The sequence below is a fragment of the Acinetobacter sp. 22323 genome (assembly GCF_052044895.1).
In the GTDB taxonomy this organism is placed as follows: domain Bacteria; phylum Pseudomonadota; class Gammaproteobacteria; order Pseudomonadales; family Moraxellaceae; genus Acinetobacter; species Acinetobacter schindleri.
Genome location: NZ_JBQEOL010000017.1, coordinates 1 through 25618, shown reverse-complemented (window position 1 = coordinate 25618; position 25618 = coordinate 1). Strand labels below are relative to the sequence as shown.

Here is a 25618-nt window from a genome sequence, read left to right as displayed (position 1 = left end):
GAGAGATAGTAAAAAAAATGAAAAAAATATAGATTTATTGAATTATTGCTTAAATTTTTTGTTAATTAGTTCACATATTTGAAATATGTGCGCCCTGCGGGACTCGAACCCACGTCGGTCGCTTAGGAGGCAACTGCTCTATCCAGTTAAGCTAAGGGCGCAAAACGATCCCTAATCTACTCCAAAAAAGACGAAAAAAAAAGTTATTGCCGAAGCAATAACTTTAAAAAATAGTCAATTAAAACTTTTTAATTAATTTTTGGTCTTGAGCAGTTTAAACAGGATAAACATGATCACGACCCAAATCGGAAGCATGTATACAGATTCCTGGAAGCCCTGAGTCCACATAATGTAAAGAATAGTCGCAATAAAGCCTAATACAAGTATGTTACTTGCTGGAGACCAAAGTGCTGGAAATTTGGTTTTTTCCCCAACTTTTTTCATTGCCTGAATAAACTTGAAATGTGTCAGCGAAATCATTGCCCAGTTCAAGACCAAGGCACCTACCACCACATAGATCAGATGGCTTAAAGCATCTTCTGGTACAAAGTAGTTCAACAGTACGCAGCCAAAAATCAAAGCAGCAGAGAAGAGTACTGCAGGAATTGGCGTACCTTGTTTATTTACTTTCAGGAAGAGCTTCGGTGCATTGCCTTGTTTGGCCAGACCGTAAAGCATGCGGCTATTGGCATACATACCACTGTTATATACAGACAGTGCAGCAGTTAGAATAATGAAGTTTAGCAGGTGGGCTGCCCAGTCAATACCTAGCTGACTGAAAATCATTACGAATGGACTTTTATCCAGACCGCCGAGTTCCAACTGGTTCCAAGGCACTAATGATAACAAGATGGTCAACGCACCGACATAGAAAATCAGAATACGGAAAACAACCTGGTTAATCGCTTTAGGAATGGTCTTTTCCGGATTCTCCGCTTCTGCTGCTGCCATACCAATCAGTTCAATCCCACCAAAGGCGAACATGAGGAAGGCCAGCATGAAGAATAAACCTTCAAAGCCATTTGGGAAGAAGCCACCTGCGGTCCATAAATTGCTAAAAGATGCAGTAGATGAAGCATCTGCAGTCAGGATCAGGTATAAACCAAAGACAATCATCGAGATGACGGCAGTCACTTTAATGATTGAAAGCCAGAACTCTGATTCACCATAGAATTTCACATTGCCAAGGTTGACCAGGGTAATCACAATGAAGAAAAACAGCACCGATGCCCAAGCAGGAATATGGGGCCACCAGTAGTTAATATATTTTGCGACAGCGGTAAGCTCGGTCATTGCGACCAGGATATACAGGATCCAGTAGTTCCAGCCCGCGAGGAAACCAGGGAATTTACCCCAATATTTATAAGCAAAATGGCTGAAAGAACCTGCAACAGGTTCATGAACAATCATTTCACCCAATTGACGCATAATAAGGAAAGCAATTAAGCCACCAATGGCATAGCCCAGAATAATCGAAGGACCAGCGGATTGGATCACCTGTGCGGAACCTAAGAATAAGCCTGTGCCAATTGCACCGCCCATGGCGATCAACTGAATATGACGGTTCTTTAAGCCACGCTGAAGTTGTGAAGACTCGTTATTCAAAGTATTCAGCCCGACAATGTAAAAATAAGTTGAAAGATTGTAATTGATCAGTCAAAAGAAGCCTAGTAGAAGCCTTAAATGAAAAATTATTATCAGATTAATAAAAAATTATTATAAAAATAAATTAAATAAAAGATAAATGAATCAATATATTAATTTTATTGAATCTGATATTCCTCATCGAATACTAAAAAGACAGCCGTTGTATATGTTGTTTTTTTATACAAAGGTCTTGCAGTCAATTTATCACGATATAAATATACTATACTCAAATTCAACCTCAGTTACATTGCATTTACAAAATAAAGATCAGACAAAGGAAGGTAATAACGATGAGTTTTGCCCCGCAAATCAAGATTCCAGCTACCTATATGCGTGGAGGTACCAGTAAAGGTGTATTTTTCAAGCTGGAAGATCTTCCACCTGCAGCACAACAGCCGGGCAAAATCAGAGACCAGTTACTCTTACGTGTGATTGGTAGCCCAGATCCTTATGGTAAGCAGATTGACGGGATGGGGGGAGCCAGTTCCAGTACCAGCAAAACGGTCATTCTGTCTAAAAGCCAGCAACCTGATCATGACGTAGATTATCTGTTTGGACAGGTTGCAATTGACCGACCTTTTGTCGACTGGAGTGGTAACTGCGGCAACCTGACAGCGGGTGTAGGTTCATTTGCGATTAGTAATGGTCTGGTAGATTCCTCTCGTATTTTGGAAAACGGCATCTGCACAGTACGGATCTGGCAGGTCAATATTCAGAAAACCATTATTGCCCATGTGCCAATTGTGAATGGGCAGGTACAGGAATTAGGTGATTTTGAGCTAGATGGTGTCACCTTTCCAGCAGCTGAAGTTCAGATCGAATTTCTGGACCCTGCCGATGATGATGCCGAGGGTGGAGCCATGTTTCCGACAGGTCATTTAGTCGATCAGCTGGTTGTGCCAGAATACGGTACCTTTGAAGCAACTTTGATCAAGGCGGGTATTCCGACAATTTTCCTGAAAGCTGAAGACCTGGGCTATCAGGGCACAGAGCTACAGGAAGATATTAATAGTGATCCGGTAGCGCTCGCTAAATTTGAAACCATTCGTGCTTATGGCGCATTAAAAATGGGGCTGATTTCAGATATTACTGAAGCAGCTCAACGTCAGCATACGCCGAAAATTGCTTTTGTATCCCAGCCTAAGGCCTATGTATCTTCAGGGGGTAAAGCGATCACCGAATTAGATACCGATGTATTGGTACGTGCCTTATCGATGGGTAAGCTGCATCATGCCATGATGGGAACCGTCGCGGTTTCGATTGCCACTGCAGCTGCGATTCCAGGAACATTGGTGAATCTGGCAGCAGGTGGTGGTGAGCGTGAAGCGGTGCGATTTGGTCATCCATCAGGGACTTTACGCGTTGGCGCACAAGCTACTCAGGAAAATGGTGAATGGAAAGTGAAGAAAGCCATCATGAGCCGTAGTGCGCGTGTCTTGATGGAAGGCTGGATACGTGTGCCTGCAGAAGTTTTGAAAGAATAGAATTAATTTAATGAAATCTGCTTATATAAAAAACCATTGTCCGTACAATGGTTTTTTATATTCAGGGCAGCACCTTTAACATTCTAGATAGCTTCTTTTCATTAAAAATGAACTTTGCTCTTTATAGAAAAAAATCAGCAGACGAATTCAAGCTGATAATTCAGGATATTTAGAGGTACAATGCAGGAATAAAGCGGCAAGTTCTTTATTCTTGTCATCGAAAATATATTGAACAACCGATCTGAGGCGAATGTGTCATCTACAACTGAGCTGTCAACCCATGCATTGACTCAAGCACAACATCGTATTCAACAGGACCTATTGACAGCATTAGATGCTTTTGGCATTCCTGAGCCGCTGAAATCGGCCGTACACCATGCAGTGATGCTGGGTGGAAAACGTGTACGTCCAGCCTTGTGTTATGCCACAGCCGCACTTAAACCGAATCAGAACACTGCTGCTGTGCGTCGTGCTGCAGTCGCAATCGAGTTCATTCATTGCTATTCACTGGCGCATGATGATCTGCCTTGTATGGACAATGATTTGTTGCGTCGTGGACAACCAACCTGTCATGTTGCCTTTGGTGAAGATACCGCGTTGCTTGCTGGCGATATTCTGCAATCCATGGCTTTTGAAATTTTAGGCAGCCGTCTGTTTGATCAGGGCCCTGCAGTTGAGCCAGCAATTGTATTAAAGCAGATGCAGATTCTGGCTACAGCATCTTCCAAGATGGTCAATGGTCAGGTTTTAGATCTGCAGTCTGAAGGAAAACGAATTGACCAGGAAGCATTAGAAACCATTCACCGTAATAAGACCGGTGCACTGATTTCAGCAGCCATCATGATGGCTGCGGTGACGATTTTTGAAGGTACCGATCTGGCGATTCCGAAACTGCGTGAATTTGGTCAGGCCATTGGTCTGGCTTTCCAGGTGCAGGATGATATTCTAGATATCATTTCTGATACTGAAGTATTAGGAAAAACGGCAGGCAAGGATGAACAGGTAGAGAAATCGACTTATCCTGCGCTTATGGGACTCGAGCAGGCAAAACAGTATGCTAAGCAGTTGCATGATCAAGCCTTAAATGCTTTGGCTCACTTCGAAGGTCAGGCTGAAGAATTGACTCAGATTACACAGTTTTTGTTACATCGCAAAAGTTAATTTTCATAGGGATACAGCGCATAAAAAAGAGGACATTTAGTCCTCTTTTTTATTTTAGCTCATTTTATTTGCTTTCATTGTACAGACGTTCTGCCTGTTCAAAACGGTCAGTAATTTCTTCTGTCGGGGCTTTGCCCATCAAGCTCACCACAATAATAGTGATCATTGAACAGACGAAACCTGGAATGATTTCATACAGTCCAGTCGCAGCGAACAGGTTTTTCCATAGGATCACAACAGTTGCACCCACAATCATACCGGCCAAGGCACCATTCAGGGTCATGCGTTTCCAGAACAGTGACAGGATAATCAATGGACCAAATGCAGCACCAAAACCAGCCCAAGCATAAGCAACCAGACCAAGCACTTTAGATGCCGGATTACCCGCTATCCAGATCGCAAGCAGGGCAATCAGTAGCACCATCAAACGACCTACCCAAACCAGTTCTTTCTGAGAAGCATTTTTACGCAGAAAAGATTTATAGAAGTCTTCAGTCAAAGTACTTGAGCACACCAGTAACTGACAGCTGAGTGTACTCATTACCGCAGCCAAAATTGCAGCCAGAACCACACCGGCAATCCATGGATTGAACAGAATTTTAGTCAGTTCCATAAATACGGTTTCAGGATTGGCATTGACTACACTTGCCAGTTCTGGATGTGCCTGGAAGTAAGCAATACCAAAGAAACCGGCTGCGACCGCACCACCCAGACACAGTATCATCCATGTCATGCCAATACGACGTGCATTCGGAATTGATTTCACCGAATCTGCTGCCATGAAACGCACCAGAATATGCGGTTGACCAAAATAACCCAGACCCCAAGCCAGTAAGGAAATAATCGCAACAAAGCTCAGATCACCCATGACATTCATGGCTTGTGGACGAGCCGCTTCAAGTGCCAAAGTGATTTGTGACATATCGGAGAAAGATAAAATAGCCACAATTGGTGTCAACAACAAAGCAAAGATCATCAGACCCGCCTGAATCGTGTCAGTCCAGCTGACGGCCAGGAAGCCACCAATGAATACATAACTGATCGTCGCAATCGCGCTAATCCAGAGGGCAGTACTGTATGGCAGTTCAAACATGCTTTCAAACAGACGTGCACCTGCAACCATGCCTGAAGCACAATAAATAGCGAAGAAAATCAGGATCACGAATGCAGAAACCACACGCAGAACTTTTTTCTGGTCGTTAAAGCGGTTCGAGAAATAATCTGGCAAGGTCAGGGCATTGTGCTGTACTTCAGTATGTACACGTAAACGTCCAGCCACCAAGAGCCAGTTTAGCCAGGCACCAATAATCAGGCCAATTGCAATCCACATTTCAGACAGACCTGAAAGATAAATTGCCCCGGGCAAACCCATCAGCAGCCAGCCGCTCATATCGGAAGCACCAGCAGAAAGTGCAGTAACAAAACTACCTAAACGTCGGCCCCCTAAGATGTAGTCGGAAAAGTTTGTTGTCGCGCGATAAGCCATCAGGCCAATTATGATCATGGCAACAATATAAAATAGAAAGGTGATTAAGGTTGGATTTAGGGAGCTCATACGGTATCCATTTTTAAGTTGGACAGTAGATCGAAATAAGGATTATGGCGAATGTTATGGTCTTTAATCCGAAAGCCATGCAACATTAAATCCAGAAGATTTCAAAAATAAACGCGAAATTTAACCATAATTTCACAATCTTTGCTGAGATTTTCTTGATTTAAATGAAAATAGGCAGTCATTCGACTGCCTATTTGATTCATATTTCTTAACAGTTAATTGTTGCGACCCATAACGCCACGAATGGTATTCATAATATCTGCTGGCAAGACCACAGTCTTGGCATTTTGAGATTTCGCCATATCCTGCATGGCTTTTACATATTGCTCGCCAAGTAAGTAAGCCACAGGAATTTCTTTATCACCAATCGCCTGAGTTACCATATCAATAGCACGCTGTGAAGATTCAGCCAGTACGACTTGTGCTTCCGCATCACGACGTGAGGCTTCAAGACGACCATCTGCTTCCAGAATGGCTGCCTGTTTTTCACCATCGGCTTTGGTTACTGTGGCACGACGTTGACGTTCAGCCGCTGCTTGTTCTTCCATCGCTGCCTGCATGGTATGCGATGGTTTGATGTCCTGGATTTCTACGGTTTTCAGGGTAATCCCCCAATCAGAGATATCATCTGAAATACTGGCTTTCAAACGTGCCTTAATGTGATCACGAGATGACAAGGCATCATCCAGATCCATTTCACCGACAATCGAACGCAATGAAGTCTGAACCAGGTTCTGAATCGCCCATGAATAGTTTTCAATCCCGTACACGGCTTTTTCAGGTGTAGTCAGGTTAATATAAGCTACGGCATTCATCAGCAAGACTGCATTATCACGGGTAATCACTTCCTGAGAAGGAATATCCAGCACGATATCTTTGGTCGTCACTTTATAAGCAACTTCATCGATATAAGGAATCACGAAGTTCAAGCCAGGATTTAGGGTAGAATGGTATTTACCCAGACGCTGTACAATCCATTTATAGCCTTGAGGAACAATTCGTACACCTTTGAAGATGGTGACAGCCACAAAGACCAGCAAGGCCAATACAATAATAGAACTTATACTCATGTCTTTTTCACCTTTTCCTTTTCTTAATTATTGCTATGTGGTTGTACCACCAGGTCATTGCCGAGAATATCGACCACACGAACCCGGTCGCCAACTTGTACCGGACTGAGCGTACGACATTCCCATTCATCTGAACCGAGGACAGGGAGCGGAAAGCGGACTTTGACTTGACCGTGATCCAGATTGGTTTGAATCACCATCCCCACTTGGCCAATGGTGGCCTCACGTGACAGTCCGGCTTTGGTCTTGTCTGTAGACAGCGGTTTAATAAACTTGAACCAGGCCAGGGTACACAGCACAGAGAGAACGATCCAGGTCAGTAGCTGCGTGGTCAGTCCCATCATCGGGAACATCCAGTACAGAATACCCACCATAATGGCCCCAATACCAAACCAGAGTGCAGCAAATGCTGGCAGAATTAACTCTGACAGAATCAGGATAATGCCAAGTACAAACCAGTGCCACGGTTCAAGAACAAATTGCATAAATTAACCTATGTAATTCAAAATTAAATATTCATCATGATTTTTATCTTCACTTCAATGTAGCAGATGCAGCAGCGGATGAATACCTGCAATCCCGATTTAGAACCTGGCCTTGCGTGGCGGTTGTAATGCAGCTGGGGACTTGCTGAAATCGCTGATGGCCTTTTCAATGGCCCGGATTTTTAACTGGGCCGCCTTTTCACCTTCCAGAATCGTTTCATTACTCGATTTCAGATCCAGTGTACCAATATGTCCGACCTTCGGCTGAATGACCACGTTAGCCTGAGCCAGTTCTTCATTAATACTTTGCTGACCCATGATATTAATGGTCTGATCCAGTAGGCCAAACATGTTCATGGCTTTGTTGGCATCCGGACGCGCTGAGATATCAACTGCAATGACAATATCCGCTCCCATATCTTTGGCTGTTTTCACTGGAATTGGACTGACTAATCCACCATCGACATATTTGTTACCCCCAATCACCGCTGGCACAAAGACATTTGGAATACTGCAAGAGGCACGTACCGCCTGACCAGCATTGCCTTTGATAAAGTCAGCCTTACGGCCATTATCCAGGCGGGTAGCTACCGCAGCAAAACGGATCGGGAACTGTTCAATGGGTTTATTGGCCACGTTCTTATTTACATAATCCTGTAGCTTTTGACCGGCGATAATGCCCTGACGGTTTAAAGTCAGATCACGAATATCCGCCTCTTTAAAATTAAGCGCAATTTGTTGCAGCTGATATGGAGTTTTACCGCTGGCATACAGACTGCCGACAAAACTGCCGGCACTGGTTCCAGTCACAATTTTAGGTTTAATTCCATGTGATTCAAGGACTTTAATCACACCGATATGGGCAAAACCTTTCGCTCCGCCACCACCCAAGGCAAGGGCAATGACAGGTTCACGGGCTTTAAGCGTCGGGGTAACAACAGGTTTCGATGGGCTTCTGTCGCAGGCTGCAAGGCTCAGGCCCAAACACCCAATCATTGCATAACGAATTAATTTCATTCTAAAAATAGAGGATTAAATAAGCAAATTATGGTTATCAGAGCAAAAAAAAGACATTTTGCCTAGCGTTTTTTCACCAGTTTTTGTAAAGGCTTGGCAATCCAGTCCGGGTTTTTTGCCGAGATCTTGCCTTCATAATGGGCATAGATCTGCTCCAGATCATATTCATAATCACCGGTTAAATGGTATACGCCCAGGATATGAATGGTTTTAATGTCATAGTCAAAAGAAAACATCACAATCGGCAGATTGGCAGCTTTGGCAATATGATAAAAACCGCTACGGATTTTTTCCGGTGCCTTACGCGAACCTTCAGGTGCCATGCCTATCCAGATTCGATCAGTCTTGTTAATGATATCAACAATCTGTCGGGTATGTCCTTGAGGAGTATCACGTACCACCGGAACCACACCAATCCATTCCAGAATCGGTTTCAGTGGTGTACGGAATAAACTGTCCTTGCCAAAAATCGTGATCTGAATGCCGAGACCGAGCAGAGCATTAAAGCCCAACCAGGCATCAATATTAGAGGTATGCGGAGAAATGATGGCAACTGCTTTTGGCAGATTTGGAAATTCACCTTCCATTTTCCAGCCTTGAGCAAGAAAAAGCTTTTTATAAAATGTCCGGCTGAATTTACTGCCACGCCCAGGGACTAAAGCAGGTAGGTCAGGAAAGGAAGTATTTGCCATCTTATAAGACTCTTGAATTACGAAAATATTCTTTGTTTTTTATTATATTATTGCTTCGTGATAATTTTTTCACTGGCAAAATATCCATGCCAGATGATGTTTTCTGGAATATTTGATCAGCCAAGGACTTTTAATGCCGGCCATGCGCAACCTCTATGTTTTGCTATTTTCCTTATACTGGGCGCAAGGTTTACCGGTGGGATTTATGACGCATGCACTTCCAGTAATTTTGCGTGCTCAAGGTGTATCTTTGACGCATATTGGGGGATTCGGCCTGCTGATGCTGCCTTGGTCAATCAAAGTCTTTTGGGCACCTCTAGTCGATCGTTATGGTTCTACAAAAGGCCATTATCGTAGCTGGACTATTCCCGCACAGTTATTGTCTGTCATCGTACTCATCATCCTGTCCTTTATACCAATTGAGGCATTAAATCAGCCAGTTTATCTGCTAGCTTTTTTTGTGGCGCTGTTATTTATGAATGGTATTGGAGCGACACAGGATATTGCTACGGATGGACTCGCGGTCAATATTCTGAGAAATGACCAGCAACACTGGGGTAATACCTTTCAGGTGATGGGTTCACGTCTGGGGTTTATTGTCGGTGGGGGTGCCATCCTATGGCTTTTGGATATCCTGCAATGGCAAACGACGTTCCTGATTTTAGCAGCTCTGGTCTTTCTGAATACTTTACCCATACTTTTATTTAAAGAGCCGCAACATGAAAACCTGAACGAGATTGCCAAAGCCCAGCAAAATAAATTCCAGTTAAAAACCTATTTTCAATATTTTCTCCAACAGCCTACTTTACGCTGGTGGCTGGCGATTCTGGTGACGTTTAAAATTGCGGATGGCCTGTCTGGACCTCTATTAAAACCGTTAATGGTAGATATGGGGCTGAGTTTTAGCCAGATCGGGGTTTACGTGACTATGTTCGGTGCATTTGCGGCACTGATTGGAGCAGGGTTGGCTGGTTGGTGCCTGAAAATATTTTCCCGTGCCCGAACTTTGATGGCTTTCTCAATTATCAAAATTATTACCCTAATGGCGTATACCTGGCTGGCAATGCAATACGAAGCCAAACAGTCAGTTACACCCATGGTGATTTACTTGATTAATGCGGCTGAAGATATGATTTCTGCCATGTTATTAGTCGTGATGCTGACTTTAGTTATGCAATACAGCCGTAAACATCTGGCGGGAACGGACTTTACGTTTCAAGTAGCGATCATGGCGACGGTAAGTGGCGGGCTTTATAGCATAAGTGGAATATTAGGGGATAGATTGGGTTATCAGGATTATCTGTATGGCATCGTTTTTACTGCAATATTGTGCTTAATCCCGATAAACGGTTGGATAAAATACCGTAAAATTGATTGAAAAATTATCTAAATCAAATGTTTGATTGGATATTAGCCTAAAGTACTAAAAAGAATATATAAATACATTTTTAATAATTTTGTAATATAAAGACGTTGTGTATGATTTGTTACAAAATAAACCAAAGGATTATTGAAATGAAAACCAAGTTAGCGACAGCGATTGCATTGAGCCTATTGGCGGGGACAACTTTTGCAGCACCAACTTTTTATGGTGAAGTTGACTTAAGTGTTGACTATGTAAAAGTTGACAGTGCGACTGGTAACGATCGTGATGTTACAGAAATTAACTCTAATAACTCATTTTTAGGTCTAAAAGGCGATGAGAAGCTAACTGATCGTTTAAGTGCATTATATCAAGCTGAATTCACATTCTATGGTGATGACGGTCAAGGTGGTTCAGGAAATGATACTTTTGTACCACGTAACATCTTAATTGGTTTAAAAGATGCAAAATTAGGTGCATTAAAAGCTGGTAAAATTGATACTCCAGTAAAACAGCTTTCTGCTGCAGTTGATACTTTTAATAACTATGTAGATAACTCTGCAGATGTACACGGTATTATGACAGGTGAAAACCGCATTGATAATGTCCTTGTATACGAAACACCAGCTTTTAACGTTGGTCAAGGTAAAATTGAAGCGAAAGCTTTATTAGCTACAGGTGAAGATGAAAGCCGTATTAAAACAACTAATGGTGGTGCTCAAGTTGCTGGTCGTGGCTTAGGTGATTCATGGTCTTCTTCAATCACTTATACAGATAAAACTTTCCTTGCTGGTTTGGGCTATGACAAAGCTATTCCAAGTCGTTTCTTAAGCCGAGGATTCCTAAATTCTAAAGCTTCTGAACGTGAAGTAGATGAATCAACAAATACACTAGCTTCAGCAGACACAATCCGTGCAATTGGTCGTGTAAATTTAGATAATGGCTTATCTTTGCGTGCTTTATATCAAGTATCTGACGTTAATAAAGCTTCTGTAAGCCCAACAGCTGAAGAAGTAACAACAGCAGGTTTAATTGATGATGCTCAAGCTTGGTTAATTGGTGCGGAATATAATCTGCCGAATGCTCAAGCATGGACTGTGAAAGGGCAATATAGCCAAAATACTGTAGCTTTCAAAAATGGAGCAGCTCCTGATTTTGAAGCGAATCAATTCTTAGTAGGTCTTGATTATGCATTTTCTAAACAAGTAAAAGCATACGGTCATGCTGGTTACCTGACTATTGAACAAGGTTCTGATGAAGACAAACAGGTTCTTGTAGGTACAGGCTTTGAATACAAATTCTAATTTAGATTTTGTGATCTGAAAAAAAGGCGATGTTTTTACATCGCCTTTTTATATGGAATTTTGTATAGCTTATGAGTTTAAACCCATTAGCAGCAGGATTTGAGCTGTTAAAGTAAACACAAAAGTTTGATGTAACTATTATGACTGTACGAGCTGTTTTATTTGACCTGGATAATACACTGACGCATCGCGATTTGAGTGTACAGGCTTATAGTCGCTATCTGGCAGAGCAATATAGTCAGATGCTAAATTTAGCCGATATCGCAAAAATTACCGAGATCGTACGCCGTATTGATAATGGTGGCTATCCGAAAAAAGAACTGCTGACCCATTCCACAATTGGTGGATCAGTCGCTTTTGCGCTTCTGCAAGAATTGTCCTGGCAATCTCAGCCAGCATTAGAAGAATTGAGTGATTTCTGGTTCCAGTATTTTGGCCAGTTCGCAGTCGCCATGCCGCAAGCAGAAAACTTATTGCGATCACTTAAAGCCTCAGATTATAAGCTGGCGATTATTTCCAATGGTGGACATGACACTCGGATGAATATTATTAACGGGCTGGGTTTTGCTCATTATTTTGATGAAATCATGAGTTCAGGTCTGGTTGGTATCAGTAAGCCAAATCCTGAAATTTTTCAATATACTGCGCAAAAACTTGCTGTGGCTCCAGAGCATTGTCTTTATATTGGAGACCATCCTGTCAATGATATTCAGGGTGCACAGAATGCCGGTATGCAGACTTTATGGATGGAAGGATTCCATACGCCTTTACAGCAGATAGAACACAAGATCCAGAATTTGGCTCAAGTGCTGGATTATCTCAAACATTAAGTCTGACGCTGGGTATTGATGGCTTTGATCCATTTGCAATATTCACAGCGCTGGCAGATTGCATCTGGACTAGACAGCAACTCTACGTTGCCGCAATGCAGACAGGCATAATAAGTATGTGGTTCAACTTCTGTAATGAGATCTTTTTGGGCTTTAGGAAATAAGGGCAAGCCATAACGGACTTCTTCGGGACTGTAAAAGAGTATGCTGAATTTACCATCGCTTTCCAGCAGTCCAGTACGAATTTGTCCTAAGTGTTCAGCACCTTGCTGACGCATTTCGGCAAAGAATTCATCATGCGACATTTTGCCTTTGGAAATATGCTCAAGCACCATTTCACCATTTTCGACAATATAAAGCGGTTTGCCTTCGAGCAGATCTTCGAAGGACTGATATTGCATGGTCAGGTAGGTGGTAAGACGGTATAAAATAATGATGGTAGACATGACGATAAACGCCTGCAGCAAAGGCAGTGTTTCATCGAACATAGGATCGCCTGCGATCGAACCCAAAGCCAAGATAATTGCGACTTCGAAAATGGAAAGTTGACGTACCCCACGTTTACCGGTCAAGCGCAAGAAAACAATGATCATGGTATACATGACCAGGCAGCGCAGCAGAATTTCGCCAATAAAGGTCCAGTCAGTGTCATGGATAAAAATCGTGAAAAAATCCATAGGCTTAGCTCATATTTCCTTAGGTGAACTGAGTGTAGCAATGAACTTGGATGTGAAGTTTAGTGATTATGTTTATACAGGTAAGATCTCGGTATCATCAGTTATCAATTAGCCGATGATGAACATGAATTACCAATTTAAAAATATTATATTTTTCAATTAATAACAAAACTATAAAACTCTAACGACATTCAAGTTTGAGAATGGAATCTTTTGTGCTTGTTTCAAATTTCCGCTCTGTTTTAATAATACCCGTCTGAATTTTTTAATATCATAATCATTATTATAGATATTATTTTATTAATAAATCAGTTGCTTAATTATATCGTATGGAAAATTAATGTATGAATATTCATGCATTTTGACAAGATGATTGATAACAAGGGTGGGTGAATAGATGAAAAAGGCCATGTTATGTGCAGTTGCTTTTGGACTGATGAATACGGCATATGCGGATGCAGACTGGGATTATAAGCATACCCATCAGTGGGGTTCACTGAGCGATAAATATACTGCATGTAATAGCGTAAATCAGTCACCTATTAATATCGAAGGCAGCGTAAAGGCAGAACTGGAACCTTTAAAGTTCAGCTATAACACCATGATTCATGCGATCGAGAATAAAGGTCATACCGTACAAGTGGATTTTGCTCAAGGTGGCGAATTGCAGCTGGACGGCGATACCTTTGTACTGAAACAGTTTCATTTGCATAGCCCGAGTGAAAACTTGATCAAGGGCAAAAGCTATCCACTCGAAATTCACTTTGTACATGCCAATGCCAAAGGTGAGCTGGCTGTAGTGGGGATGATGTTTGAACAAGGTGCAGAAAGCCAGATGCTCAAACGTATGTGGAACCGTTTGCCGAAAAAACAAGGTGAAAAAGTGGTATTAAGCAAACCGCAACCGGTAAATGAGATGCTGCCTAAAAACCTTGATTATTATCGCTTTAGCGGATCACTGACCACACCGCCGTGTTCGGAAGGGGTACGCTGGCTAATTCTAAAAGATATTCAGCAGGCTTCGGCACAACAGATTGCAGCGTTCTCAAAACTTATGGGACATCCGAATAATCGTCCGATTCAGCCCTTAAATGGACGGGTTATTGTTGAAAATTAATTGATAACTCCCTTAAGCAGACTGCGGTCTGCTTTTTTTATTTGCAGTAAATCAGCAGTCACTTAAAAGTTTTAGGGATAAAATAGCATTTATTTGCTTTGCATGTTTGCCATGTCTTTTGATTTGAAAACCACTGTTCAGCCCGATGCCGAGCTTTCACCGCAGCAGAGAAAGCTGAACCGTTTGATTAATAAAATTGAACAGCAGCAGCTTGAACTGAAGCAGTGGCAGCAGGCGCAGGAACAGATTCAGCAATATACCCGTCAAACCTTGATGCCGGTCTATCATGAGTTACATACAGTGCTGTTTCAGCAACTGGAACAGCTCTGGACGCATTTGCATGAGGCTGAATTTTCCAAGGCCGAGGCGACGCAGCTGGATGTAAAAATCCAGTCTCTTGCAGCTTACTTAAAAGATTCTCAATCTTTATCAGGGCAACATGTCCAGATCGTTGACGACATTTACAATTATTATCAACAGCATATTGAATACACGCAAGGCAGAAAAAATAAAAAGCAAAGCGCCCAGGAGATAGAGCTATTTTTCGATGAAGAAAGTGATTCGGATCAGATAGCATCCGATGACTTGGAGGAATGGGATAGAGAAAAGTACAGTCAGGCACGTGAGCAAGCCAAGTTAAAACGCCAGCAGGAAAAACTGGAGCAAGCTGCAAAGCTGGCCGAGCAGTCCTTAAAAACCGTGTATTTAAAAATTGCGGCAACCATTCACCCGGATCGTGAACCGGATGAAGCGAAAAAAATAGAAAAGACTGAGCTGTTGCAGCAGGCAAATGAAGCCTATGCAGCACAGGATTTATTTTATTTGCTGAAACTGCAAATCCAGATTGAGCAGAATCGGGATGTTTCACAAAAGGGTTTAAGTTCCGAGCAGCTAAAGTTTTATCAACTGGCTTTAGATCTACAAAGCCAGAAACTGGATGACCAGATAGAAGAGATTATTCAATTGTTGAGCTGGAATAAAAAAGCCCATACAGGCAAGGTCAAAATTACCGATTTATATAAGCAGGTGGATGCGGATACTTCAGCGCTGAAAAAGCAGCTAAAAGGGGAAAAGGAACGGTTGAAGTATATGAAGAAAGTGAGTGGGGTGGAGATGTTGATGGAGCATGGGATTTTATAAGTAACTTAAGATTTTTAAATAGGTCAAAAGTTCTTAAGGATTCATCATGTTAAGATATTAAAAGTATTGAAATAGGTAATGAAGTCAGATCATGAGCATTTTGGATTTAAGTGCGTATCAAGCAACTGAAAATTTATCCCCACAACAGAAAAAGTTTAATCGCTTGGTTAATAAAATTGAGAAATTACAAGCTGTATTAGAAGAATGGCAACAAGCGCAGCAAAAAGTCCAACAGGAGGCAAGTAAAGAACTTTTACCTTTATATAGTCAGTGGCACCAAATTTTATTTAGTCAATTAGAGACCCTCTGGCAATATAAAAATACGCATAAAATCGCAAGAACATATTTACAGCGTTTAGATGAAAAAATTTCAATTTTAGCGAGTCAGCTTCTGAATAATCCTAATCTATCTGCACAGCAACATGAGTTGACGGTTATCATCGCTCAACATTACGAGCTTATAGAAGTGGATTCTCACTCTGAGGAAGTCGATATTCATGTCAATGATCATTCGAATCAAGCACAGGATGCTGATGAAATGATGAAGAAACAAGTCATGAAAGAAATTCTAGCAGATCAATTAGGGGTGACAGTTGATTGGCTTGACTTCGATTTAGATCTTGATAATCTCGAAGCGTTTATGGAAAAAGTGAAAGATAAATTAGATCGAGAAGAAGCTGACTTTCTACAAAACCAACTTAATGAAGATGAGCGTAATGATTATCAAAAATTTGCTGAAAAAGAAAAAAAGAAGATTTTAAAAAAGCAAGCACAGCTTGAAGAAGCAAAAAAAATGGCAGAGCAGTCATTGAAAAAGATTTATTTAAAAATTGCTTCACTGATTCATCCTGATCGTGAGCAAGATGAGCAAAAACAAATTGAAAAGACAGCATTATTACAGCAAGCCAATTCAGCTTTAGAGCAGAAAGATTTACTGACCTTGTTAAAATTACGTGCTTATGCAGCACAAGTTGATCAAAAACAGGCAGTTAAAATCGCAAATGAGCATTTGAAACTTTATAATCTATTGCTAGAAGAGCAAATTGAGCAATTGCAATTTGAGGTAGATGATATTGTTTATTCATTTGATTGGGTCGGCTCTGGTTTTTATAAACAGACCTTTAAACCGATTGATTTGACTAAGAAATATCAAAGAGATTTGATTGATATACAAGAAAAACTATTAAAAGACAAAAATCTTTTAGATGCTTACAAGGATTTTGAATACTTAAAAATTTTACTTAAAAAAAGGACATTTAGTTGGTCATTGGATTAATTTTATCATTGATTCTGAATTAAGCATCATCTTTGTATGGTGCTTATTGAAGTGACATTAAGACAGATCCCCAACTACTCATCTTCGCCAAATCCATGCGTCACACCGCCACTGATGCAGAAGCTTTAATGTGGCAACTTCTACGTGCTAAGCGATTTATGAATCTTAAATTTCGGCGTCAGCATGTGATCAAACCTTATATTGTGGATTTTTACTGTCATGAAATTGGTTTGGTGATTGAGCTAGATGGCAGTCAGCATGGAACGGATGATGCCATCTAATATGATGCTGAACGAACCAAGTTTTTAGAGGCTTTAGGTTTAACAGTAGTTCGGTATTGGAATCATGACGTGTTGGGGCGGACGGATGTCGTGTTGGAGGATTTGTGGACGGTGTGTACTGAATTAAAAAATACCTCTCCCTAACCCTCTCCTAACAGGAGAGGGAATATCCTTTACTGAATTAAAAAATCTTTATGCTTCAACAAGTAGAGCAGATAATGCTTGAACTTCTTTTAAGCGATTATTGATAAGAGCTTGAATATCTTGCTTAGACAATGTTTGGTTTGAATCGAGCAATTCGTCTGTGACTTCGATCGTTTTGAAACTCACGCTATCCCAATCACTGTAACTTTGAAAAAAGCGACTCAAGTTACAGAACTCTATAGTTTTTGCACCTTTATCAGTTTTCTTAATTAGAAAATGATGATTAGGTTCAGCTGTTCTTTTGATCTGAATATGATCATCATAATTATCATAGAAAGGATGAACGAAAATATATTTATCAGATCCTTGCGGTAAGTTTTTAACATTAGTTTTTCGTGACTTATGTGGGTTCTTATTTCCTTTTGCAGAATTGCATTCAACACAACTCACAATCAAGTTTTCTGGTTCAAACAGAAATTTGCTGTAAAGTGATTTGGGTAAAATATGATCTATATCCCAATATCTGCCATGTTGAGATGGGATCTGATGCTTACAATAGAAACATACGTTATTAGTTTCTGTTAAATAATGAGTTCGAATTAAGCTTTTAAGCTCTAGAATTTCTTTACATTCCTTATTCCAAAATGTGTGATCTTGTTTATCATAAGTATTAATATATTTATGAAATTTTGAAGGAATAACAAATACTTTCATTATTCCTCCTCAAGATCTAATAAAACTTCAACTAAGGATTTAACTTTATCTTTATCTTGAAACTTTTTTTCATAATAAAGTTTCTTAACTAACTCTTTAGTATGGATTTCATCTAAGCTTAAAGTTACATTGGTATTTAACTTATTGAGAATAATGAGTATTTTTCTTAATAAATATTCATTGTTATTTCCTGGAGCACTAAATACTTCTGTTAATTGAAAATCAGCAGATCGGTTAATAATTTCTTTAGAACTTTTTAACTCTTTAGAATTTAAGTTTAGTACAAAAGAATTTTCACTATTAATATTTGATATTATTTGTGGTGAATGAGTCGCAATAAAAAATTGGCAACCTGTATAACTTTTACTTAGTAACTCAATTAGTTTAATTATTTCTGTTTGCCATTGTGGGTGAAGGTTCAATTCAGGTTCATCGATACATACTAAGCTATCATTTTCAATTGAAGATATTAATGCTAACCCTAGAGTTAGAATCGAAAGTTGTCCTGAACTTAAGGATGTTAAAGGTAGTTTTTTGTTTTCATTAGGGTATGAAATTTTAGTAATCGATAATAGTTTAAGTTGTAGTAGTTCTATAATTTCTTTTTTTAATGAAAATATATTTTCTATAGAGATGATGAAACTATCTTCTTTACATAATTTTTCTAACTTGAGTTCTGATCCATTTTTATTTTCTTCTGAGTATTTTTTTAATTTTTTAAAATGAGTGGACTTTGTTATTTTGAATTCAATAGAGTTTGGTAGGTTTAGGAATTTAGAAATAATTTTCCAATCTTGTGATTTATGTAATTGATTCTTATTGGAAGATATGAAAATTTCAAATAACTGGAATAAATGTAAAGAGCTAATGTTATTTTTTATTGAGAAATCTACCTCATTATATTTAATATAATTTTCTATTATATTTTTGTATTTAGCTAAATCTTTATGATGTTTATCTTGTCCAAAAACAAAATCTGCTGGATTTGTAGAAAATTTAATATAATTTTTATTAATTTTCCAAGGTGTTGGGAGCTTATTGAAGTGTGCGGAAGAAAATCCAATTATTCTAGAAAAGTTATAATCTTCTTTACTAGCTAGCATAATTATTTTATTTAAAAGTCTACTTTTACCAGAATTATTAGATCCAATTATAATTGTAAAGGAATTTTTGTTGGAAGTTAAATCATCTTTGGGAAAAAGTGAAATTTTCTGATTATCTAGTTCAGTTTCTGTAATTTTTTTCATATTTAAAAATAAAGGGCTGAATAATCAGCCCTTTATACACAAATTAGATCAAACTAACAACACATTAAAGCGCTGCAATCTGCTCCATATTCGCCTTAATCTTCGCTAACTGGTCAGCAAATTCAGCAAGTTTAACTTTCTCGCCTTCAACTACAGCAGCAGGTGCTTTCGCGACAAAACCTTCATTGCCAAGTTTAGTGGCAATTTGGTCATGTTGTTTTTGAACCTTGTCTAAGTCTTTTTGTAGACGACCCAATTCCGCTTTAGGGTCAATTAAGCCCTTCATTGGAACGAATACAGATACGTGACCTACAACACTCGATGATGACAATGGCGGTTGTTCAGCATCAGCTAGGAAAGTAATGCTTTCAACTTTTGCCAATGCTTTAAACAACGGTTCAATACGAGCAATCTGTGCTTTTTCAGCATCAGTGGTATTTTGAAGAAGTACAGGCAACAAGCGAGCATTACCTAGACCCATCTCACCACGGATGTTACGTACCGCACCAATCAAACCTTGTAGCCATTGCATATCTGCTTCAGCTTGGTCATTCATCAACGCTTCGTCAGCAACAGGGTATGGCGCCAACATAACCGTTTCGCCAACAATGTTCAGTTTCGGCGCAAGGGTTTGCCAGATTTCTTCAGTCAGGTACGGCATCAACGGATGAGCCAAACGTAAAGATGCTTCCATCACAGAAAGAAGAACACGACGAACTTCAGCTTTGCGCTCTTCAGACACATTTTCATCGTTCAGAACTGGTTTGGTTAATTCAACATACCAGTCACAGTATTCATTCCAGATGAACTCGTAAATCGCTTGCGCAGCCAAGTCTAGACGATAGGTTGCAAATGCGGTTTGCACCGCTTGTTCCGCTTTTTGCAGACGGCTTACGATCCATTGTTCAGGCAATTCCCAAAGGTCTTGACGTGCTTCTGAACCAATCGTTTGACCTTCGACATTCATCATCACGAAACGCGTTGCGTTCCAGATTTTGTTGGCAAAGTTACGGTAACCTTCAACACGTTTCATGTCGAACTTGATGTCACGACCCGTATTGGCAAGCGCACAGAAGGTGAAACGAACTGCATCCGTACCGTAAGATTGAATGCCTTCAGGGAATTCCTTACGGGTTGATTTTTCGATCTTCGCTGCCTGTTTCGGGTTCATCAAACCTGTGGTACGTTTTTGTACTAAAGTTTCAAGATCAACACCGTCAATCAAATCGAGGGGGTCAAGCACGTTCCCCTTAGATTTAGACATCTTCTGACCTTCACCATCACGTACCAAACCATGTACATACACAGTTTTGAACGGTACTTGAGGTGTACCATCTTCATTTTTCATGAAGTGCATCGTAAGCATAATCATACGAGCAACCCAGAAGAAGATGATGTCGAAACCTGTTACCAATACATCAGTCGGGTGGAAAGTATTTAAGAAATAGTTTTCTTTATCTTTCGCAGCGTCACCTGTCCAACCTAAGGTTGAGAATGTCCAAAGACCAGATGAGAACCAGGTATCCAGTACATCTTCGTCTTGGTTCAATTGAACATCGGCAGGAATGTTATTTTTCGCACGTACTTCAGCTTCGTCACGACCCACGTAAACATTGCCTTCTGCATCGTACCAAGCAGGGATACGGTGACCCCACCACAATTGACGTGAGATACACCAGTCTTGAATGTTGTTCATCCACGCCATGTACATGTTGCTGTACTGCTCAGGAACGAACTTGATACGACCATCTTGAACCGCTTCAATTGCAGGTTTCGCAAGTGGCGCGATTTTCACATACCATTGATCCGTCAATAACGGCTCAACGATCACACCTGAACGGTCACCACGAGGTGGTTTCAATGTGTAAGGTTGAATTTGGTCTAACCAGCCTTCAGCTTCAGCTTGTTCTACTAACTTTTTACGTGCTTCAAAACGCTCTAAACCAACATAGTCCGCAGGTGCAGGAATGGTTTTAGAAATTTGCTCGCCCGCTTTTGCGATGTATTCAAACTCAGCAAGAACTTCAGCATTTTTATTGAAGATGTTGATGATAGGCAATTCACAACGTTTACCCACTTCATAGTCGTTAAAGTCGTGCGCAGGGGTGATTTTTACACAGCCTGTACCGAATTCTTTGTCGACATATTCATCTTTAACGATTGGAACAGCACGACCTGTAATCGGCAGGATGATGTTTTGACCCACCAAGTGTGCATAGCGTTCATCATCTAGGGCAACCGCAACCGCTGTATCACCGAGCAATGTTTCAGGACGAGTCGTCGCCACAACAATGTGATCTTTACCATCGTGGGTGCGTAGTGACTTGTCTTCAAAGAAATATTTAAAGTGCCACAGTGAACCTTGTTCTTCTTTATCAGACTCAACTTCCAGGTCAGACAGGGCAGTTTGCAGTTTAGGGTCCCAGTTCACCAAGCGTTTACCGCGGTAAATCAGACCTTCTTCATGCAGTTTAACGAACACTTCTTTCACTGCGTTAGATAGGCCTTCATCCATGGTGAAGCGTTCACGAGACCAGTCAACTGAAGAACCTAGGCGGCGGATTTGACGGGTAATATTACCGCCTGATTGTTCTTTCCATTCCCATACTTTTTCGATGAACTTTTCACGCCCCAAGTCATGACGGCTGATGCCTTGTGCACCCAACTGACGCTCTACAACCATTTGCGTTGCAATACCTGCGTGGTCAGTCCCCGGTTGCCAGAGCGTATTTTTACCTGACATACGGTTATAACGGGTTAAGGCATCCATGATGGCATTGTTAAAACCATGACCCATGTGCAAGCTACCGGTGACGTTTGGTGGCGGAATCATGATACAGAAAGACTCGCCTTTTTCAGACGGCTTGAAGTAACCGCGCTCTTCCCAGGTTTGGTACCATTTTTTCTCGATCTCGGTCGGATCGTAAGTTGTAGCAATATTTTGCGCTGAATCAGTCATAGTTCGAACAGATCAAAAGTGGATAAAAAATTGCATCTATTGTAGCAAAAAAAATGGCGGCTGCGGCAGCTTAACCAAAAGCAAACTTTAAGCAATTGGCAGTAAGCTGAACTCATCGTATGATAGCAACAGCGCCAGACAACTCATCACAAAATTTAAATAACAAGATGAATATTAAGGATAAGAAGATGAGCTATAACATTTCCCTGAAAATACAGCCAGAAACTCACTATCGTTTCCGCGATATTCATTCCCGTCTCAATAGTGGTGATCAAACCAGTCTGTCCAAAGCCTTGGGTGAAAACCTCACGGATATTGCCTGTGAAATTATTGATCAGGTCTTTGGCCGCCTTGCGCGTCTTTCAAATTCTGCGGATCGCGAGTCTGAAAAAGTCGTCCAGCAAATTGTCGAGACTACACGTAAATATATGCCATGGTCAGTCTCATTTTTTGGCAATGAACGGCTGATTCCCATGGTGAATTATCTTTATGAAATGACCCATGAAATTGAAGGCGATTATTACGTGCGTTATCCCATTCAGAAGACGCTGGCGATCGAATTACTCCGCTATGTAAAAGAAATGGAAAGTGGCAATCATCATTGTGTTTCACCTGCCTTAAAGACCTTTATTGAAGTGGTGGATCAGGGGGTTACCCATCTGGTACGTCAACCCAAAAACATGCTGAAGTTCAATATGGTGGTTGATAAAACCCTGAATGGTGTGATTCATTTAACTACGCAGCTCGGTTATAAGCGTTTTGACAAGTTGGGAAGCCTGTATGATGCACCGACCATCAGTCATTACTTTGAGCATTTTTTAGCGTTTTTAGAAGATGAAGTAAAACAGACATCGGATATTTAAAAGAGATAGAGGGATCAATGGCAAAGCTGGAAAGTTTAAATGGAAAAGTGGTCTGGATCACCGGAGCATCTTCAGGGATTGGTAAGGCAGTCGCGCAGGAATGTGCGTCACAGGGAGCGCAGGTAGTTTTAACGGCACGCCGTTTTGAAGAACTGGAAAATGTGCGTCTCAGTTTGCCTAATCCTGATCAGCATCTGTCTGTCATTGCTGACATTACCGATGAAACCCAAGTAGAAAAAGCCTATGCCAAGGTTTTGGAAAATAAAGGCCGGATTGACTGGTTGATCAATAATGCCGGTTTAAGTCAGCGTGCCCTGATTGCCGACACCACCATGCAGACTGAACGCGCCATTATGGAAGTGGATTATTTCTCGCAGGTGTATTTGACTAAAACGGTCTTGCCAACTTTCTTGAAACAGCAGTCTGGACGTATTGTATTTATTTCCAGTGTAGCAGGTTTGCTCGGCACCCAGTATCGCGCATCTTATTCCGCTGCCAAAGGTGCAATACATATGTGGGCGAATAGCCTGCGTGCTGAAGTGGCGGATCAGGGTATTCAGGTCTCGGTGATTTTCCCGGGCTTTGTCAAAACCAATGTCTCTTTTAATGCCTTAAATGGTGAAGGCAAACCGCAAGCCAGGCAGGACGAGGCGATTGAAAATGGTTTAGAGGCTGATGATTTTGCTAAACAGACAGTGAGAGCATTACAGCAGGGCGAGGAATACATTGTGGTCGGTGGGAAGAAAGAAAAACTGGGCGTACTGGTTTCACGTATTTCACCAAAAGTTCTGTACAAGATGATCCGTAAAACCAAAGTAAAATAAATCATCCAGATTAAAAAAGGGCAGGAGCGCCCTTTTTTATGTCTCTTAAAACTTCAATAAAAATAACAATACTTAAAAATGCAATTCATTTCTGGAGAATTGCCCGTACAGGGAATGCGTCCGATAACATGGATATGCAGAAAATTACCTTTTCACTCTGGTACTTAAGCTGAAAACCGGTATGTTAATTAAAAATAATAGTGAATTGGAATAAGCTCATTCGATAAAACACCGGTGCCAGACTACCTCAAGCATGTTTTAACTTCCTGCCGTGACAATGAAAAAGGTGCCCTGGCAGATTATATTCCTGAGCTGGCAGCCGTAGACCCGGATAAGTTCGCTTTGGCGCTCTCTACCGTAGATGGCACGATCTATTCCACCGGTGATGACGAAGTTGAGTTTACCATGCAGTCCATGTCCAAGCCCTTTGCTTATGCTCTGGCTTTGCAGAAAGTTGGCTTGACCAAGGTCATGGAAAAAGTAGGCGTGGAACCTTCGGGCGAAGCCTTTAACCAGATTTCACTGGAGAAGGATTCCAATATTCCAAAAAATCCGATGATCAATTCGGGTGCAATTACCACCCACTCCTTGATTCCCTATAAGCGGACAGTGTCCCGTGCCGAACAATTGCGCCGTTTTTTAAGTGGTCTGGCGGGGCGTGAACTGAGTTTTGATACCGATGTATATAAGTTGACAAAAATAACTAATCATGCGAAAAAGTTTTTTTAGTTAACAGATGTTCACACATGCCTCGAATTGTTTCTGTACCACTTAGTTTAGAACAGCGAGAACGACTCATTTTTCTGGCCAAGCATGCAAAACATTGGCGTGAAAGACAACGTGCCCAAACTATTCTCTGGCTTTCTGAAGGTAAAAGTGTTGCGGAAGTTGCCACTCTACAAGAACGTATCCCAGAAACCATAAGGCTACAACGCCGACGTTGGGAATTGTATGAGTTTGAATCGATTAAAGAAGGTCATCGCTCAGGTCGGCCCAATACATTGATCTCAGACTATCAGGCGAAAATCCTAGATTGGGTCAATACAAGTCCACTCAATGCAGAACAAATCCGAGTCAAACTACATGAAGAATACGAAGTGTCCGTGTCTGTTGAAACCATTCGTAAGTTTTTACGTGATTCAGGTATGGTCTTCAAGCGTACCCGTCATAGCTTGAAAAAAAAGAGATCCGATTGCATTTGAACAAGCAACACAGCAGATTGAAAAATTACGAGAGCAAGCGGCACGTGGTGAAATTATATTAGGTTATGTTGATGAAACAGGGTTTTCATCTACACCTGATAACCGCTATGCGTGGACAAAGATAGGTGATGTTCATGCGGTTGATGCAATAAGATTAAAACGAGTTAATGTCATGGGGTGTTTGCTTTCAACGGGGAAACTGGTGACAAGTTGTTTACAAGAGTCTGTTACAAGCACTTGGTTTTATGCCTATTTAACTGGAATAGCTCAACAAGTAAAACAGACTTATAACCTTCCATTGGTTCTTATTGTTGATAATGCCTCGATTCATAGAAGTAAAAAGATGGCTGATTACAGAGAGCTACTTAAAAGTAACTTTTCGACGAATTTGTATTTTATTCCAGCTTATAGCCCTGAGTTAAATCGAATCGAGATGGTATGGAAGCAGATGAAATATTATTGGCGAGATTTTCAAGTCATGACAGCTGATAAAATAGAGCAATGGGTGGAGAGAGTATCAAACCAATTCGGAAAAGAATACATGTTTACTTTTTAATGACAGCTTA

Annotated in this window: 23 protein-coding genes, 1 tRNA gene and 1 pseudogene; 14 read left to right on the top strand and 11 right to left on the bottom strand. The window is 40.8% G+C overall.

Annotated features, from left to right (window positions below; translation table 11 throughout):
* Positions 1 to 88: 88 nt before the first annotated feature.
* Both ACTJIX_RS11560 and ACTJIX_RS11555 read right to left on the bottom strand, forming a co-directional pair.
* Positions 89 to 161 (bottom strand) — tRNA-Arg (locus ACTJIX_RS11560).
* 91 nt (positions 162 to 252) lie between these two features.
* A complete protein-coding gene (locus ACTJIX_RS11555; RefSeq protein WP_004810960.1) occupies positions 253 to 1605 on the bottom strand; it encodes an amino acid permease in 1353 nt (450 codons plus the stop codon).
* A gap of 332 nt (positions 1606 to 1937) precedes the next feature.
* Here ACTJIX_RS11555 and prpF point away from each other — a divergent pair, with 332 nt between their 5' ends.
* The gene (gene prpF / locus ACTJIX_RS11550; protein ID WP_004810957.1) at positions 1938 to 3131 is read left to right on the top strand and encodes a 2-methylaconitate cis-trans isomerase PrpF; all 1194 of its coding nucleotides are present in this window, start codon (positions 1938 to 1940) and stop codon (positions 3129 to 3131) included.
* 252 nt (positions 3132 to 3383) lie between these two features.
* Complete coding sequence (locus ACTJIX_RS11545) at positions 3384 to 4292, top strand: polyprenyl synthetase family protein (RefSeq protein WP_440611472.1); 909 nt, start codon at positions 3384 to 3386, stop codon at positions 4290 to 4292.
* Between the two features lie 64 nt (positions 4293 to 4356).
* On the opposite strand, the gene putP is transcribed toward ACTJIX_RS11545, so the two are convergent.
* The 5 genes from putP to ACTJIX_RS11520 all read right to left on the bottom strand — a co-directional run bounded on the left by putP (position 4357) and on the right by ACTJIX_RS11520 (position 9111).
* Positions 4357 to 5847 (bottom strand): sodium/proline symporter PutP, encoded by a 1491-nt coding sequence (gene putP / locus ACTJIX_RS11540; RefSeq protein ID WP_111810532.1) that lies wholly within the window; start codon positions 5845 to 5847, stop codon positions 4357 to 4359.
* A gap of 215 nt (positions 5848 to 6062) precedes the next feature.
* Positions 6063 to 6917 carry an SPFH domain-containing protein gene (locus ACTJIX_RS11535; RefSeq protein WP_111810531.1) on the bottom strand — a complete coding sequence of 285 codons (855 nt, stop codon included), beginning with the start codon at positions 6915 to 6917 and terminating at the stop codon, positions 6063 to 6065.
* Between the two features lie 23 nt (positions 6918 to 6940).
* A complete protein-coding gene (locus ACTJIX_RS11530; protein ID WP_004810952.1) occupies positions 6941 to 7402 on the bottom strand; it encodes an NfeD family protein in 462 nt (153 codons plus the stop codon).
* 99 nt (positions 7403 to 7501) lie between these two features.
* A complete protein-coding gene (locus ACTJIX_RS11525; RefSeq protein ID WP_034592511.1) occupies positions 7502 to 8419 on the bottom strand; it encodes a patatin-like phospholipase family protein in 918 nt (305 codons plus the stop codon).
* Positions 8420 to 8481: 62 nt separating this feature from the next.
* Positions 8482 to 9111: a 1-acyl-sn-glycerol-3-phosphate acyltransferase gene (locus ACTJIX_RS11520; RefSeq protein ID WP_048881392.1), complete on the bottom strand. Its 630-nt coding sequence runs from the start codon at positions 9109 to 9111 to the stop codon at positions 8482 to 8484.
* A gap of 133 nt (positions 9112 to 9244) precedes the next feature.
* Between ACTJIX_RS11520 and ACTJIX_RS11515 the strand changes: the two genes are divergently transcribed.
* The 3 genes from ACTJIX_RS11515 (at position 9245) to ACTJIX_RS11505 (ending at position 12608) form a co-directional block, all read left to right on the top strand.
* Positions 9245 to 10489, top strand: coding sequence for an MFS transporter (locus ACTJIX_RS11515; protein ID WP_111810530.1), 1245 nt, complete (start codon positions 9245 to 9247; stop codon positions 10487 to 10489).
* A 137-nt stretch (positions 10490 to 10626) separates the two neighbouring features.
* Positions 10627 to 11778 carry a porin gene (locus ACTJIX_RS11510; RefSeq protein ID WP_111810529.1) on the top strand — a complete coding sequence of 384 codons (1152 nt, stop codon included), beginning with the start codon at positions 10627 to 10629 and terminating at the stop codon, positions 11776 to 11778.
* Positions 11779 to 11918: 140 nt separating this feature from the next.
* On the top strand, positions 11919 to 12608 hold the full coding sequence (locus ACTJIX_RS11505; protein WP_348903047.1) for an HAD family hydrolase: 690 nt from the start codon (positions 11919 to 11921) through the stop codon (positions 12606 to 12608).
* On the opposite strand, the gene ACTJIX_RS11500 is transcribed toward ACTJIX_RS11505, so the two are convergent.
* Positions 12605 to 13285, bottom strand: a complete 681-nt coding sequence (locus ACTJIX_RS11500) for a DUF421 domain-containing protein (protein ID WP_111810527.1) — start codon at positions 13283 to 13285, stop codon at positions 12605 to 12607. The two genes, ACTJIX_RS11505 and ACTJIX_RS11500, sit on opposite strands and share 4 nt — an antisense overlap.
* Before the next feature lie 397 nt (positions 13286 to 13682).
* Between ACTJIX_RS11500 and ACTJIX_RS11495 the strand changes: the two genes are divergently transcribed.
* The 4 genes and pseudogenes from ACTJIX_RS11495 to ACTJIX_RS11480 all read left to right on the top strand — a co-directional run bounded on the left by ACTJIX_RS11495 (position 13683) and on the right by ACTJIX_RS11480 (position 17243).
* Positions 13683 to 14402, top strand: a complete 720-nt coding sequence (locus ACTJIX_RS11495; RefSeq protein WP_111810526.1) for a carbonic anhydrase — start codon at positions 13683 to 13685, stop codon at positions 14400 to 14402.
* 111 nt (positions 14403 to 14513) lie between these two features.
* Positions 14514 to 15542 (top strand): molecular chaperone DnaJ, encoded by a 1029-nt coding sequence (locus ACTJIX_RS11490; protein WP_111810752.1) that lies wholly within the window; start codon positions 14514 to 14516, stop codon positions 15540 to 15542.
* A 91-nt stretch (positions 15543 to 15633) separates the two neighbouring features.
* On the top strand, positions 15634 to 16818 hold the full coding sequence (locus ACTJIX_RS11485; protein ID WP_111810525.1) for a molecular chaperone DnaJ: 1185 nt from the start codon (positions 15634 to 15636) through the stop codon (positions 16816 to 16818).
* Positions 16819 to 16874: 56 nt separating this feature from the next.
* Positions 16875 to 17243, top strand: a pseudogene (locus ACTJIX_RS11480) (endonuclease domain-containing protein).
* A 48-nt stretch (positions 17244 to 17291) separates the two neighbouring features.
* Here ACTJIX_RS11480 and ACTJIX_RS11475 read toward each other — a convergent pair.
* The 3 genes from ACTJIX_RS11475 to ACTJIX_RS11465 all read right to left on the bottom strand — a co-directional run bounded on the left by ACTJIX_RS11475 (position 17292) and on the right by ACTJIX_RS11465 (position 22163).
* On the bottom strand, positions 17292 to 17957 hold the full coding sequence (locus tag ACTJIX_RS11475; protein ID WP_111810524.1) for an HNH endonuclease: 666 nt from the start codon (positions 17955 to 17957) through the stop codon (positions 17292 to 17294).
* Positions 17957 to 19204 carry an ATP-binding protein gene (locus tag ACTJIX_RS11470; RefSeq protein WP_111810523.1) on the bottom strand — a complete coding sequence of 416 codons (1248 nt, stop codon included), beginning with the start codon at positions 19202 to 19204 and terminating at the stop codon, positions 17957 to 17959. Before ACTJIX_RS11470 ends, ACTJIX_RS11475 begins: the two co-directional genes overlap by 1 nt.
* Before the next feature lie 64 nt (positions 19205 to 19268).
* A complete protein-coding gene (locus ACTJIX_RS11465) occupies positions 19269 to 22163 on the bottom strand; it encodes a valine--tRNA ligase (protein WP_111810522.1) in 2895 nt (964 codons plus the stop codon).
* Between the two features lie 188 nt (positions 22164 to 22351).
* On the opposite strand from ACTJIX_RS11465, the gene ACTJIX_RS11460 reads away from it, so the two are divergent.
* The 5 genes from ACTJIX_RS11460 (at position 22352) to ACTJIX_RS11440 (ending at position 25608) form a co-directional block, all read left to right on the top strand.
* Positions 22352 to 23026 carry a hypothetical protein gene (locus tag ACTJIX_RS11460; protein WP_004810923.1) on the top strand — a complete coding sequence of 225 codons (675 nt, stop codon included), beginning with the start codon at positions 22352 to 22354 and terminating at the stop codon, positions 23024 to 23026.
* Positions 23027 to 23043: 17 nt separating this feature from the next.
* Positions 23044 to 23850: an SDR family oxidoreductase gene (locus tag ACTJIX_RS11455; protein WP_111810521.1), complete on the top strand. Its 807-nt coding sequence runs from the start codon at positions 23044 to 23046 to the stop codon at positions 23848 to 23850.
* 210 nt (positions 23851 to 24060) lie between these two features.
* Positions 24061 to 24579, top strand: coding sequence for a glutaminase (locus ACTJIX_RS11450; RefSeq protein ID WP_440611474.1), 519 nt, complete (start codon positions 24061 to 24063; stop codon positions 24577 to 24579).
* A gap of 17 nt (positions 24580 to 24596) precedes the next feature.
* Positions 24597 to 25052, top strand: coding sequence for a helix-turn-helix domain-containing protein (locus tag ACTJIX_RS11445; protein WP_004973749.1), 456 nt, complete (start codon positions 24597 to 24599; stop codon positions 25050 to 25052).
* On the top strand, positions 25042 to 25608 hold the full coding sequence (locus ACTJIX_RS11440; protein ID WP_121533679.1) for an IS630 family transposase: 567 nt from the start codon (positions 25042 to 25044) through the stop codon (positions 25606 to 25608). The genes ACTJIX_RS11445 and ACTJIX_RS11440 overlap by 11 nt, the downstream gene beginning before the upstream one ends.
* The last annotated feature ends 10 nt before the right edge of the window (positions 25609 to 25618 follow it).